Source organism: Paraburkholderia sp. CHISQ3, assembly GCF_030464945.1.
Taxonomy (GTDB): Bacteria; Pseudomonadota; Gammaproteobacteria; order Burkholderiales; family Burkholderiaceae; genus Paraburkholderia; species Paraburkholderia megapolitana.
This window is the reverse complement of sequence record NZ_JALPRG010000011.1, coordinates 112,988-125,611: the sequence shown is the minus strand read 5'-3', so window position 1 is coordinate 125,611 and position 12,624 is coordinate 112,988. Positions and strand designations below refer to the sequence as shown.

General features: G+C 61.8%; 10 protein-coding genes and 1 pseudogene. All 11 read right to left on the bottom strand.

What is annotated here, in order from left to right:
* Nucleotides 1–133: 133 nt before the first annotated feature.
* Nucleotides 134–670 (bottom strand): ATP synthase subunit I, encoded by a 537-nt coding sequence (locus M0D65_RS24545; RefSeq protein WP_091017048.1) that lies wholly within the window; start codon nucleotides 668–670, stop codon nucleotides 134–136.
* A gap of 280 nt (nucleotides 671–950) precedes the next feature.
* Nucleotides 951–2,057, bottom strand: a complete 1,107-nt coding sequence (locus tag M0D65_RS24540; protein ID WP_266255070.1) for an SLC13 family permease — start codon at nucleotides 2,055–2,057, stop codon at nucleotides 951–953.
* 54 nt (nucleotides 2,058–2,111) lie between these two features.
* A complete protein-coding gene (locus M0D65_RS24535; protein ID WP_091017046.1) occupies nucleotides 2,112–2,999 on the bottom strand; it encodes a ParB/RepB/Spo0J family partition protein in 888 nt (295 codons plus the stop codon).
* Nucleotides 3,000–3,037: 38 nt separating this feature from the next.
* Nucleotides 3,038–3,808: a ParA family protein gene (locus M0D65_RS24530; protein ID WP_266254941.1), complete on the bottom strand. Its 771-nt coding sequence runs from the start codon at nucleotides 3,806–3,808 to the stop codon at nucleotides 3,038–3,040.
* 55 nt (nucleotides 3,809–3,863) lie between these two features.
* Entirely contained in the window at nucleotides 3,864–4,580 is a 717-nt protein-coding gene (gene rsmG, locus M0D65_RS24525; protein WP_266254940.1) for a 16S rRNA (guanine(527)-N(7))-methyltransferase RsmG, read from the bottom strand.
* Complete coding sequence (gene mnmG, locus M0D65_RS24520) at nucleotides 4,577–6,547, bottom strand: tRNA uridine-5-carboxymethylaminomethyl(34) synthesis enzyme MnmG (protein ID WP_266254939.1); 1,971 nt, start codon at nucleotides 6,545–6,547, stop codon at nucleotides 4,577–4,579. Before mnmG ends, rsmG begins: the two co-directional genes overlap by 4 nt.
* Before the next feature lie 175 nt (nucleotides 6,548–6,722).
* Nucleotides 6,723–7,490 (bottom strand): ABC transporter ATP-binding protein, encoded by a 768-nt coding sequence (locus M0D65_RS24515; RefSeq protein WP_266255069.1) that lies wholly within the window; start codon nucleotides 7,488–7,490, stop codon nucleotides 6,723–6,725.
* Entirely contained in the window at nucleotides 7,490–9,274 is a 1,785-nt protein-coding gene (locus tag M0D65_RS24510; RefSeq protein ID WP_266254938.1) for an ATP-binding cassette domain-containing protein, read from the bottom strand. The genes M0D65_RS24515 and M0D65_RS24510 overlap by 1 nt, the downstream gene beginning before the upstream one ends.
* Before the next feature lie 4 nt (nucleotides 9,275–9,278).
* On the bottom strand, nucleotides 9,279–10,334 hold the full coding sequence (locus M0D65_RS24505) for a branched-chain amino acid ABC transporter permease (protein WP_266254937.1): 1,056 nt from the start codon (nucleotides 10,332–10,334) through the stop codon (nucleotides 9,279–9,281).
* A 185-nt stretch (nucleotides 10,335–10,519) separates the two neighbouring features.
* Nucleotides 10,520–11,683 carry an ABC transporter substrate-binding protein gene (locus M0D65_RS24500; RefSeq protein WP_266254936.1) on the bottom strand — a complete coding sequence of 388 codons (1,164 nt, stop codon included), beginning with the start codon at nucleotides 11,681–11,683 and terminating at the stop codon, nucleotides 10,520–10,522.
* Between the two features lie 201 nt (nucleotides 11,684–11,884).
* A pseudogene (locus tag M0D65_RS24495) lies at nucleotides 11,885–12,034 on the bottom strand (branched-chain amino acid ABC transporter substrate-binding protein); the annotation flags it as partial.
* Nucleotides 12,035–12,624: the final 590 nt, after the last annotated feature.

Below are 12,624 nucleotides of genomic sequence, written 5' to 3'. Positions count from 1 at the left end.
GAAAATCGGTTCAGGCCGTTCCGGGCGCCGTTAGGCGCCTCGGGGAACAGACCTGCGCGAGTCGAGTCGCGTCGTATTGCAGCCGCGCGCCTCTTGCCGGTGCTGTGCACCGGCTCATTAGTTTGTTACGTCGTCACCGCAAGGCGAGCGCGATCCAGTACGTCTTCAGCGCGATGAGGTAGGTCACGAGCAGCGGGATCCACTGAACGTCGTGGTACCGGAAAGCGATGCCAACAAACATCGCAATCGTCACCCCCATCTTGAGCGCTTCGCCGACCATCCAGCTCATCGCTGTCGCGGCGCCACTCAGTGTTTTCAGACGTGCCGCGAACAGCGCGCTCGGCACCCAGCAGATCGCTCCCCCCAGGAACGCGGACAGCGCAGCGGCGCCCGGCGGCTTGAAGAAAAGCCACCACAACAGCGTCGCACCCAGGGACAAAACCATTTGCGCAGCCACAACCCGAAAAGGCGTAACGCGCGATGGACGACTCACATTGGGGCCAAACAGTTTTTCTGCTTCAGCCCGCGTGAGCGGAACGATATTTTTATCCTCTTGCTCGGCATCCCACGCGTCTTCATGCGACACGGGGTTTGCACCGGACGACGCGGCAGAAACATCATGCGCTGCGCGGTGTTCGTCGTGCCTTTGGTTCGGCGCTTGACCCGCCATCGCAATCTTCCGCAAAGTCCTGTTCCAGCCCGCGAGGCTTACGCGCTACTTACGGGGTTGCCTAGCAAATAAATCCGGGCGATTGTAAGCGATAGTTGCAGGCAATTCAAGACTTTAGGCCCGTCAATCGCCTGGGTGAAACGTCGCTTCACGATACGGAAGAAACGGCTTGACAAGGTTACGGGCGGTGTCTGTAAGGCGGCGTGATGCAAAGCCGCTCCGGTCTTGTGCGGTCTCCTGTTTTCACGCGAATTCGTGCGAGTGTGCCGCGCAGGCGATGTCAGAAATGCGACAGCAGAAAACCGCCGGCCAGTCCGCTCAGCAGCCAGAACGGCAGCGAGTAAAGGTGGAAGGCGCCCCACATGCCGCGCTCGCCCGATAGCCGCACGGCAATCAGGTTGGCGAGCGAACCGATCGCAAGGCCAAAGCCGCCGACGCTGACGCCGAACGCAAGCGCACGCCAGTCGCGGGTGAATTCGGCCAGCATGATCGCGGCCGGTACGTTGCTGATGCCCTGCGACAAAATGGCGCTGGCGGCATAAGCGCGCAGCGGTGTCGTGAGTCCGAGATGGCTGACGTTTTCATGCACGGCCGGCAACGCTGCAACGCTGCGCAGCACGACGAACATGAACACGAAGATCAGCAGCAACAGCCAGTCGATCTTCAGCACGATCTTCGGACGCCACGCGAGGAAACCGATCGCGACGCCTGCGAGGCCGATTCCCGCGTGGTGCGCATCGGCCAGCACGACGAACGCGGCAAACAGCAGCACGGCCACGCCGAGCAGGCTGCGGTCGACGGGGTGCGCGTCGATATCCTTCGACAGATCGAGCGGTACTGCGCGAAACGCGAACACCGCGAGCAGATAGAGCAGCGCCATCAGCACCGCGCACAGCGGTGCGAGCGCCCAGACGAAAGCGCCGAACGACACGCCGCTCGTTTGCCAGAGAAACAGATTCTGCGGATTACCCAGCGGCGTCAGAACCGAGCCGGCATTCACCGCGAGCGCGATGAAGATCACGAGGCGCCGGAGCGGCAGTGGCGTCAGTTGATGCAGCGACAGTGTCAGCGGGATGACGACGAAAAGCGCAACGTCGTTGGTGAGCAGTGTCGACAGCGCGGCCGCGAGGCCGATCAGCAGGCACGCAAGACCACGTTCCGAGTGGATGTGATGGACGACCCGATGCGCGAGCCACATCAGGAATCCCGACCATTCAACGGCCTTCGTCAGGATCAGCAGCCCCGCCAGCGTCAGCACCGTTTGCCAGTCGATCAGCGCCGGCAGCGCGGTCCATGGCTTCGGATGAAACAGCTGCAGGGCGATCAGCGCGACGACGAGTACCGACAGTACCGGCTCCTTCGTCGCGAGCCCTAGCAGCCTGCGCAGGACAGGCTGGGGCGCCCTGTCGGCGCTGGCGTTATCCTGCACGGCGTACGGTCATCACGCGGCAGCGTTGCCGCGCAGTCGAACGAGAATCCCTTCGAGCGCGTCGAGGTCACCGAAATCGATGGTGACATGGCCGCGGCCGCGCCGGCCGAGCTTGATTTTCACGGTCGACGCGAGCAGATCCGATAGTTCTTCTTCGAGTCTGCGTGTATCGCGCCCGCCGTCGTTGGCCACGCGTGCCTTGACCGCCGGAGCCGCCTTCGTCGTGGCTGTTACGAGCTTCTCGGTCTCGCGCACCGACATCCGCTTGTTGACCACCTGATTCGCGAGCGTGATCTGCGTCGCGGCATCGACGGCGAGCAGCGCACGCGCGTGGCCCATGTCGAGATCGCCGGCGAGCAACATCGTCTGCACCGGCGCCGCGAGATTCAGCAGGCGCAGCAGGTTCGAGACCGCACTACGCGAGCGCCCTACCGATTCGGCCGCCTGCTCGTGCGTGAAGTTGAATTCATCGAGCAGCCGCTGGATGCCCTGCGCTTCTTCAAGCGGATTCAGGTCTTCGCGCTGGATGTTCTCGATCAGCGCCATCGCGGCGGCGGTATGGTCGGGCACGTCCCTGACCAGCACTGGCACTTCGGAGAGACCCGCCAGCCGCGCCGCGCGGAAGCGTCGCTCGCCCGCGATGATCTCGTACATCTCTTCGTTCACGGGCCGCACGAGGATCGGCTGCATCAAACCCTGGGCGCGAATGCTCGCGGCCAGTTCCTGCAACGCGCCCTCGTCCATCCGCGTACGCGGCTGATACTTGCCAGCCTGCAATTTACCGAGCGGCAGCACATGCGGCGCGCTGTCGATCTTCACCGCTTCAGTGATATCCGCGCTACCGCCCAGCAACGCTTCCAGCCCGCGGCCCAGCCCCTTCTTTCTTGCTACTGCATTCATCGTGCTTCCTCGATCCGCTTGGGATGCATCGCCGCGCGTCAAAGCGCGCGGACCCGTTCAATCATTTCCGCGCCGAACTGCACGTAGGCCTGCGCGCCACGCGATGCGCGGTCGAACACCACGCCCGGCAAACCGTAGCTGGGCGCCTCTGCCAGCCGTACGTTGCGCGGAATCACGACGTCGAACACCTTGTCGCCGAAATGCTCCTTCAACTGATCCGATACCTGCTGCTGCAGCGTGATGCGCGGATCGAACATCACGCGCAGCAAGCCGATCACCTTCAGGTCGCGGTTCAGGTTCGCGTGCACCTGCTTGATCGTATTCACGAGATCGGACAGGCCCTCGAGCGCGAAGTATTCGCACTGCATCGGAATCACCACGCCGTGCGCTGCGCACAGGCCGTTCAACGTCAGCAAGGAAAGTGCCGGCGGGCAATCGATCAGCACGAAATCGTAGTCACCGGTGACATGCTCGAGCGCGTTTTTAAGCTGACGCTCGCGGTTCTGCACACTGACCAGTTCGACTTCGGCGCCGGCCAGTTCGCGGTTGGCCGGCAACACGTCGTACATGATCGCTTCAGGCCGCACACGTGCATCCGCGATCCGAACCCCGTCTACAAGCACTTCGTACACCGTGCTCTCGCACGCCGACTTGTCGACGCCGCTCCCCATCGTCGCGTTGCCCTGCGGGTCCAGGTCGATGAGCAGAACACGTTGTCCCTGCGATGCGAGGCTCGCGGCGAGATTGACTGCTGTCGTCGTCTTGCCGACGCCGCCCTTCTGGTTCGCAACGCAGAAGATTTTTGCCATCGTTGGTGTGTCCCTTTTCGACCCTGGATGATTGGAATAATGCGGTGCTGTTGTGTCACGCTTCGCGAGGCTGACTGTCCGCGTCCACGATGACTTCGATCAGATGCCGTTCTGCATCGAGCGACGGCACATTGAGCCGGATAATCTGCTGCGCGCGGGCGCCGGCCGGCAATCTTTCGATCTCGCCATCGGGGCGTATACCCTTCATCGCCCAGATCGCGCCGTTCGGCGCAACGAGATGACGGGCCAGTGTAACGAAATCCGCGAGCTCTGCGAATGCGCGCGAGACGATCACATCGAATTGACCGGGCACCTCGACGCCGGGGCGCAGTGTTTCAACCCGTCCCGTCACTACGGACAGATTCGCCAGCCCAAGTTCGGCCTTGGCTTGCGCCTGGAAAGCCGTTTTCTTCTGAACAATGTCGTTCAGCGTGACGGTCCAGTCTGGAAATGCGATGGCGAGGACGATGCCCGGCAGGCCGCCGCCCGAGCCGACGTCGAGTGCCGACGAAGGACCGCGTGCTGCCAGATGCGGAACGATCGAAAGGGAATCGAGGATGTGCTGAATGACCATCTGGCGCGGATCGCGGATCGCCGTCAGATTGTAGACGGCGTTCCACTTGATCAGCAGCGCGACGTAGTCGAGCAGCTTGCCCAGTTGCGCGTCGCTGAGTTGAACGCCCAGTTCGGCGGCGCCCTCTTTCAGCAGGACGGCCCATGCTTCGCGATCGGCATCGGAGCGGCCGGTGCTTCGGTGTTGCTGTGCCGTCATTGGACCACCGGGGTGCTGCCGCTGTCGCCGTTGCTTTCGCTGCCCACGGGTTTTGCCACACGCCGCCCCAAGCCGCGCTTCAGATGGACCATCAGCAATGAAATGGCTGCGGGTGTGATGCCTGAAATACGCGACGCCTGACCAATCGTCTCCGGGCGGAACTGCGTCAATTTCTGGCGCGCTTCGAACGAAAGACCTCGGACCTCGGCGTAATCGAGGCCGTCGGGCAACCGCGTGTTTTCGTGCGCTTCATTGCGCTCGATTTCGTCGGCCTGCCGCTCGATGTAACCCTGATACTTGATCGCGATCTCGATCTGCTCCTTGATCTGGGCGAGCAGAACTTCATCGGTGGCGAGTGGCTCAGCGGGGCCACATGTGCCGTCGCGCAAGCCGCAAATGCCGTCGTAGCTCACACCCGGACGACGCAGCAGGTCGGCCAGACTGTATTCGTGATCGATTGCCTTGCCGAGCAACGCGGTCGCTTCTTCGGCGGGCAACGTCTTCGGATTAACCCACGTTGCACGCAGCCGCTCTGTTTCACGTGAAACAGCGTCGCGCTTGCGGCTGAATGCGTCCCAACGGGCGTCGTCGACCACACCGAGTTCACGGCCCGCTTCCGTCAAGCGCATGTCGGCGTTGTCTTCGCGCAAGCTCAAGCGATACTCCGCCCGGCTCGTGAACATCCGATACGGCTCAGACACGCCGCGCGTGACCAGATCGTCGACGAGCACACCGAGATACGCCTGATCGCGGCGCGGGCACCACGCATCCTTGCCCTGCACCTGCAAACCTGCGTTGATACCGGCCAGCAAACCTTGAGCGGCCGCTTCCTCATAACCGGTCGTGCCGTTGATCTGACCCGCGAAGAACAGCCCGTTGATAACCTTGGTCTCCAGCGATGCCTTCAATCCACGCGGATCGAAGTAGTCGTACTCGATCGCATAGCCCGGCCGGAGGATGTGCGCGTGCTCAAGTCCGTTCATCGAGCGGACAAGCTCGAGCTGGATATCGAAAGGCAAGCTCGTCGAAATACCGTTCGGGTAGAACTCGTTGGTCGTGAGCCCTTCCGGCTCGAGGAAGATCTGGTGCGACTCTTTCGATGCAAAGCGATGGATCTTGTCCTCGATCGACGGGCAGTACCGCGGCCCCACCCCTTCGATCACGCCTGTATACATAGGCGACCGGTCGAGACCACTGCGGATGATGTCGTGTGTCCGCGCGTTGGTATGCGTCACCCAGCACGGCACCTGCCGCGGATGTTGAGCCGCGTTGCCGAGAAAGGAAAACACCGGCACCGGATCGAGATCGCCGGGTTGTTCTTCGAGCTTCGAAAAATCGATCGTGCGACCGTCGATACGCGGCGGAGTACCGGTTTTCAGCCGTCCCTGCGGCAGCTTCAATTCTTTGAGCCGCGCGGACAAAGAAACCGCCGCCGGATCGCCCGCTCGACCGCCGGTGTAGTTGTTCAAGCCGACATGAATCTTTCCATCGAGAAAAGTCCCCGCCGTGAGCACGACTGCACGTGACCGGAAGCGAACTCCCACCTGGGTCACCGCGCCGACTACCCGGTCGCCTTCGACCATCAGATCCTCGACGGCCTGCTGGAACAGCCAGAGATTCGGCTGATTCTCGAGACGATGCCGGATCGCCTGCTTATAAAGCAGACGGTCCGCCTGCGCCCGCGTTGCGCGGACGGCCGGTCCTTTCGACGAATTGAGAATGCGAAACTGGATGCCACCCTCGTCCGTTGCCGCCGCCATCACGCCGCCCAACGCATCGACTTCCTTGACCAGATGACCTTTACCGATCCCGCCAATCGACGGGTTGCAGCTCATCTGACCGAGCGTTTCGATGTTGTGCGTGAGCAGGAGCGTCGTGTTGCCCATGCGCGCAGAGGCCAAAGCGGCCTCCGTGCCAGCATGGCCGCCGCCGACGACGATTACGTCAAATTCTGTGGGATAAAGCATCGCGGATCTCACGCAAGAAACCCTGCGTAAGCCTTTCTCAGGAAAATGTATGCGCGAATTATAGCGGGTTCGCTATTGGCCCGAATTTCGTCCGAGCGGCTAGCGATAAAAAAGCGCCGTGTTTCACGTGAAACACGGCGCCTGGTTTGCCGATCGGCAGTCGCAACCGAATGCGTTACGCGACTTTCTTCACCAAACCCAGATAGGTTTCGATAACCCGGGGATTCTGCGCAAGCTCGCTCGCCGGCCCTTCCAGCGCCAGCTCTCCGGTTTCGAGAACGTAGCCGTAGTCGGAAATCTGCAGCGCGGCTCGCGCGTTCTGTTCGATCAGCAGTGTGGCGACATTGCTCGTCCGCAGTGCGCTGATGATGTGGAAGATCTCTTTCACGATAAGCGGCGCCAGCCCGAGGCTCGGTTCGTCGAGCATCAGCAAGTCCGGCTTCCCCATCAGCGCACGTCCCACTGCGAGCATCTGCCGTTCGCCGCCCGACAGCGTGCCCGCTGCCTGCTTGCGCCGTTCCTTCAGCCGCGGAAAGAGGGCGAAAACCGGCTCAAGCTGATCAAGATAATTCCGTTCGCCGGCGCGCTTGCGCCGATAGGCACCGAGCACCAGGTTGTCTTCGACGGTCATCGTCGCGAAGAGCTCGCGCTTCTCCGGCACCAGACACATGCCGCGCGCGACACGTTTCTCGACCGGGATCGCACTAACGTCTTCGCCGCGATAGACGATCGCCCCTTTCGCATGGCCGATCACGGGCAACGCGCCCATGATCGCATTCAGCAGCGTGGACTTGCCCGCCCCGTTCGGTCCGATCACCGACACGATCTGTCCCGCGCGAACTTCGATCGCCGCGCCGTGCAGCGCCTCGACCTTGCCGTAGCGAACCGCGAGGCTGCTCACTTTAAGGATCGGCTCCGCGGTACTGTTTGCTTGCGTCGTCATCATTCCACCCCGCCGAGATAGGCTTCCAGCACCGCCGGATCTTTCTGCACGTCCTGCGGCAACCCTTCGGCTATACGCGTGCCGAATTCCATGACCACGAGGCGATCGGTCAGATTCATCACGAAATCCATATCGTGCTCGACCAGCAGCACGCTCATGCCCTCTTCCTTCAACTTGCGCAGTAGCGTCGCGAGCTGCTGCTTTTCCTGGTAGCGCAGCCCCGCCGCGGGCTCGTCGAGCAGCAGCAGCGTCGGATCGCAACACAGCGCACGCGCAATTTCGAGAATCCGTTGCTGTCCGAGCGCGAGACCGCCTGCCTCCTCAAACATATGCTGCTCCAGCCCGACCCGACGAATCTGCCGCGCTGCCTCCGCCATGAGTCGCCCCTCTTCCGCCTGGTTCAACCGGGCGACGCTGCGCCACACGCCGGCATGTCCACGCAGATGCGCACCGATCGCAACGTTCTCGAGCACCGTCATACCCGGCAGCAACTTCACGTGCTGGAACGTCCGGCCGATTCCGCGTTTAACGATTTCACGTGAATTCAGCGCATCGATCCGCTCGCCGCGGAACCTGATTTCGCCGCTGGTCGCCTGTAGCACGCCGGTCACGAGATTGAAGGTCGTCGACTTACCGGCACCGTTCGGTCCGATCAAACCGATGATCTGTCCAGCCTGCACTTCGAAGCTGACGTCGTTGACGGCAACCAGACCGCCGAACTGCTTGCGCGCCTTGTCGACACTCAACAGCGATTCGCCGGCGGTAGGCTTGCTGCGCTGCGGCAATGCTTCGGCATGCTCCGGCACGTGTGCCCGAGGACCGCGCGGGAACAGTCGCGCAACGAAAGGCCACACACCCTGACGCGCATACTGAAGCAGCAGCACCATCAGAATGCCGAAGACGATCACCTCGAAGTTGCCGTTCTCACCGAGCAGCTTCGGCAGCAAGGTTTGCAGATAGTCCTGCAGGATCGTGAGGATGGCTGCGCCCAGTACTGCGCCCCACACATGCGCGACCCCGCCCACCACGGCCATGAACAGAAACTCGATCCCGTGATTCAGACCAAACGGCGTCGGATTCACCGAGCGCTGCAGATGCGCGTACAGAAAGCCCGAGATCGACGCCAGCACAGCGGCATAGACGAAGATCACCACACGCATCCATGCCGTATTCACGCCCATCGCCTCGGCCATCAGACCACCGCCGCGCAGCGCGCGAATCGCCCGCCCCGGTCGACTATTAAGCAGGTTCTGAACAGACACGACCGCAGCGAGCACGACGATCCAGATCAGGTAATAGATGTGGCGACCCGATTCGAGCGCAATGCCGAACACGTTGAGTACCGGAATGCCGTTGATGCCGTCGTACTTGCCGAGCATCTCGAGATTGCCGAACAGGTAGAACAGCGCAAGCCCCCACGCGATCGTCCCAAGCGGCAGAAAGTGGCCGGACAAGCGCATCGTCACCAGGCCGAGTAGCAACGCGATCAACGCCGTGAGCAACACACCGACGATCAACGCGAGCCACGGCGATACGCCGAACTGCGTCGTTAGATACGCAGTCGCATACGCACCAACGCCAACGAAAGCAGCCTGCCCAAAGCTCGTCATCCCGCCAATGCCGGTGAGCAGCACGAGCCCGATTGCGACGATCGAATACAAGCCGATGTAGTTAAGCAGCGTTACCCAGTACTCGGGCACACGAACCGCACCCGGCAGCACCGGCAACGCGAACATCACCACGAGGAACACCCAGAACAGCCCGTTTCTGAAGAGAGATTTCATCGTGTCAGTCCTCGTCCTCTTCGGCATGCGGGCTCGCAAGACTGCGCCACAGCAGCACCGGGATGATCAACGTGAACACGATCACTTCCTTGTAGGCGCTCGCCCAGAACGACGAATACGATTCGAGCACACCGACCAGCACCGAGCCGGCCGCGGCAAGCGGATAGCTGACCAGCCCGCCGATGATCGCCCCGACAAAGCCCTTCAACCCGATCAGGAAGCCGGAGTCGTAGTAGATCGTCGTGAGTGGTGCGACGAGGATGCCGCACAGTACGCCGAGCCCTGCGGCGAGCGTAAAGGCGAGACGTCCGGCCTGGGTCGTACCGATACCGACGAGCCGCGCGCCGAGCCGGTTCACCGACGTTGCGCGCAGTGCCTTGCCGGAAATCGTGCGGTCGAAATACAGATACAGCGCCACGATCAGCACGACGGCAGTGCCGACCACCCACAGGCTTTGCCCCGAGATCGACAGACTGCCGAGGTTGAACGTCGCATCGGAAAACGCGTTGGTCCGCGAACCTTCCGCGCCGAACATCACGAGTCCGAGGCCAACCAGCGCGAAGTGCACCGCAACCGCGACGATCAGCAACAGCAAGGTGGTGGCTTCGGCGATCGGCTCATAAGCGAGCCGGTACAGGAATGGTCCCATCGGAATCACGATCAGCAGCGTGAGCGCGATCTGCACGATCATCGGCAGCGGATGCATGAAAGCGCCGCGCGTCACCGCATAGACCGCCACCGGAAACAGCAGATACTTGCCGGCCAGCACAGCGAGCGTGCGCGCTGCGTGCCTGCGGCGTTCCGCGTGCCGCGCGAGCCCTGCCGTCTCCACGACGAAACACGCGACACCCATGGCGATCAGCAGCCAGCAGGTCGCTGGAAATTTCTGCGTCTGCAGCGCGGCAAGCGTGAGCGCGCCATACGAAACGAATTCGCCCTGCGGGATAAAGATCACACGCGTGACCGAGAACACGAGCACCAGTGCCAGCGCGAGCAGCGCATAGATCGCACCAGTGGTGATCCCGTCTTGCGCGAGGATCGCCGCAATTGATAGATCCATACTTCCTCTTCGTGTGTTGCCTGAACCTCGAAACCGGCCACCGCGGACCCACGCCGCAGCGACGCGCAAACAGCGGCGCGCGTGACTGACCCACCGCACCGCAATGCGGTGGGCGGGTGCCATTGTCGTCGATCAGAAAAACGGGCGGCGTCAGCGCCGCCCATGCGCGAGAGGCGCGTACCGCTTCAGTCGTTTTGCAGCTTCCACTTGCCGTCGACGACTTCGACGATCACGCGGGCGCGTTTGTCGAGGCCGTTATGGTCGGTCGGCGTGGTGTTCATGATGCCGTGCGAAACCGGCAGTTCCTTGATGTTTTCGAGCGCGCTGCGCAGCGCCTCGCGGAACTCAGGTGTACCCGGCTGGGCCTTCTTTAGCGCCTCTGGAATCGCCCGCTGCAGCATCTGGCCTGCATCCCATGCATGACCGCCGAACGTCGCCACTGAGCCCGTTCCATAGGCCGCTTCATACGCTGCCTTGTACGCAAGCGACGACTTCTTCACCGGGTTCGAATCGGGCAGTTGATCGGCGACCAGAATCGGGCCGGCTGGCAGCAGTTCACCTTCGCAATCCTTGCCGCACACGCGCAGGAAGTCGTTATTCGCGACGCCGTGGGTCTGATAGACCTTGCCCTTGTAGCCGCGCTCCTTCAGCGTCTTCGCGGGCAGCGCTGCCGGCGTGCCCGAACCGGCAATCAGGATCGCATCCGGATTGGTGCCCATGATCTTCAACACCTGCCCGGTCACCGACGCATCGGTGCGGTTAAAGCGTTCGTTCGACACCAGTTTCAGGTGATGGGCATTCGCGGCCGTACTGAACACGTTGTACCAGCTGTCGCCGTACGCATCCGCAAAACCGACGAAGCCGACCGTCTTCACGCCATGCCGCTCCATATAGTCGGCGATTGCGTCGGCCATCAGGCTGTCGTTCTGCGGTGGCTTGAACGCCCACGCGCGCTTCGCATCCATCGGCGAGATGATCGCCGCCGACGCCGCCAGCGAGATCACCGGCGTCTTGCCCTGCGACGCCACGTCGAGCATCGCGAGCGCGTTCGGCGTGACCGTCGAGCCGACGATCGCGTCGACGTGATCCTCATCGATCAGCTTGTGCGTGTTCTGCACCGCGTGGCTCGTATCGGATGCATCGTCTAGCACGATGTACTCGACGCTCTTGCCGCCGATTTCCTTCGGCAACAACGCGATCGTGTTCTTCTCCGGAATGCCGAGCGATGCTGCCGGTCCCGTCGTCGACAGCGTCACGCCGATCTTCACCTGCGCGTTCGCCACACCTGCCCCGCACACCAGCGCCGCGGCAATGCCGGCGCGCACCCACTGTTGTCTTGTCGTTTTCATGGTCCGTCTCCAAACGCCTTGTCTACCTACCGTGTGATCCGGCCGCGAGCCGGGCTCTTGAATCTAGTGATCGGGTCCGGGCATGCCAAGCATGGTTTTCCCTGCTCGGCAGATACGCAACATGCACAACATGCGCAACAAAAAAGGCACGTCGATTGCACGTGCCTTTTGAGTGTCCGGTCCAGTTCGCCAGTTCTCCGTTCAGTCGACAGCAAGTTGCGACTTGCTGCCGACAATCTGCACCATCACGCGCGTCCGCTGGTCGAGACCGACGTGCTCGCTCGCGCTCATATTGAAGATGCCGTGTGACGCGAGCAGATGCTTAGTGCGCTCGAGTGCCGTGCGCAATGCGGGGTTGCTCGCTACCCCGACTCTCGCCGTCACGATCGATGCCGCACTGGTCCAATGCCAAGCCCGCTTCATTGCGCTCCTCACACCCGTTGTTCGCTGCGTCGCCGAGTTTGTTCGAATCAGATCTGGCGATTTCAAATACCGACCAACCGGTCGGTGAATGGCGAGTTTAACGGACGCTAACTGCGCGCGGCAAGCGTTTTGCAAGCATCAGACAAATGGAAAATGCCGTGCGCACCGGCATGGGGACAAACGCGCGCGATAACGAAAATGCGGGTGTGCGAACGAATAAAAATTAGCGAACGCACAAAATAAAAAGCGCTGTTGGAATCATCCAACAGCGCTTTCGTGTGGGCACTGAGTGCCTCATGTCTCCTCGTTCTCCACCTGCAAATTTTCGCGGTGCATCAGAACTGCGTGAAGATTAAACGGCGGCCCCTGGACGGGCAACTAGCATTTACCCTAGTGGTGCACTGCGGCACTGATTTGGGGCGTCTCAGCACGCATAAACAGCGCGATTATTTGCGCCGTTCACACGCAGCTTCGTGCGATTAACTTTGCGATTTACCTCGGAGACCGAAGCATTTTTT

What these genes read in the sequence shown, in the direction of transcription:
- M0D65_RS24530 (WP_266254941.1), bottom strand. Translation starts at nt 3,808, where the DNA reads ATGGCAAAAATCTTCTGCGTTGCGAACCAGAAGGGCGGCGTCGGCAAG.
- M0D65_RS24545 (WP_091017048.1), bottom strand. Translation starts at nt 670, where the DNA reads ATGGCGGGTCAAGCGCCGAACCAAAGGCACGACGAACACCGCGCAGCG.
- M0D65_RS24500 (WP_266254936.1), bottom strand. Translation starts at nt 11,683, where the DNA reads ATGAAAACGACAAGACAACAGTGGGTGCGCGCCGGCATTGCCGCGGCG.
- rsmG (WP_266254940.1), bottom strand. Translation starts at nt 4,580, where the DNA reads ATGACGGCACAGCAACACCGAAGCACCGGCCGCTCCGATGCCGATCGC.
- M0D65_RS24505 (WP_266254937.1), bottom strand. Translation starts at nt 10,334, where the DNA reads ATGGATCTATCAATTGCGGCGATCCTCGCGCAAGACGGGATCACCACT.
- mnmG (WP_266254939.1), bottom strand. Translation starts at nt 6,547, where the DNA reads ATGCTTTATCCCACAGAATTTGACGTAATCGTCGTCGGCGGCGGCCAT.
- M0D65_RS24510 (WP_266254938.1), bottom strand. Translation starts at nt 9,274, where the DNA reads ATGAAATCTCTCTTCAGAAACGGGCTGTTCTGGGTGTTCCTCGTGGTG.
- M0D65_RS24535 (WP_091017046.1), bottom strand. Translation starts at nt 2,999, where the DNA reads ATGAATGCAGTAGCAAGAAAGAAGGGGCTGGGCCGCGGGCTGGAAGCG.
- M0D65_RS24515 (WP_266255069.1), bottom strand. Translation starts at nt 7,490, where the DNA reads ATGACGACGCAAGCAAACAGTACCGCGGAGCCGATCCTTAAAGTGAGC.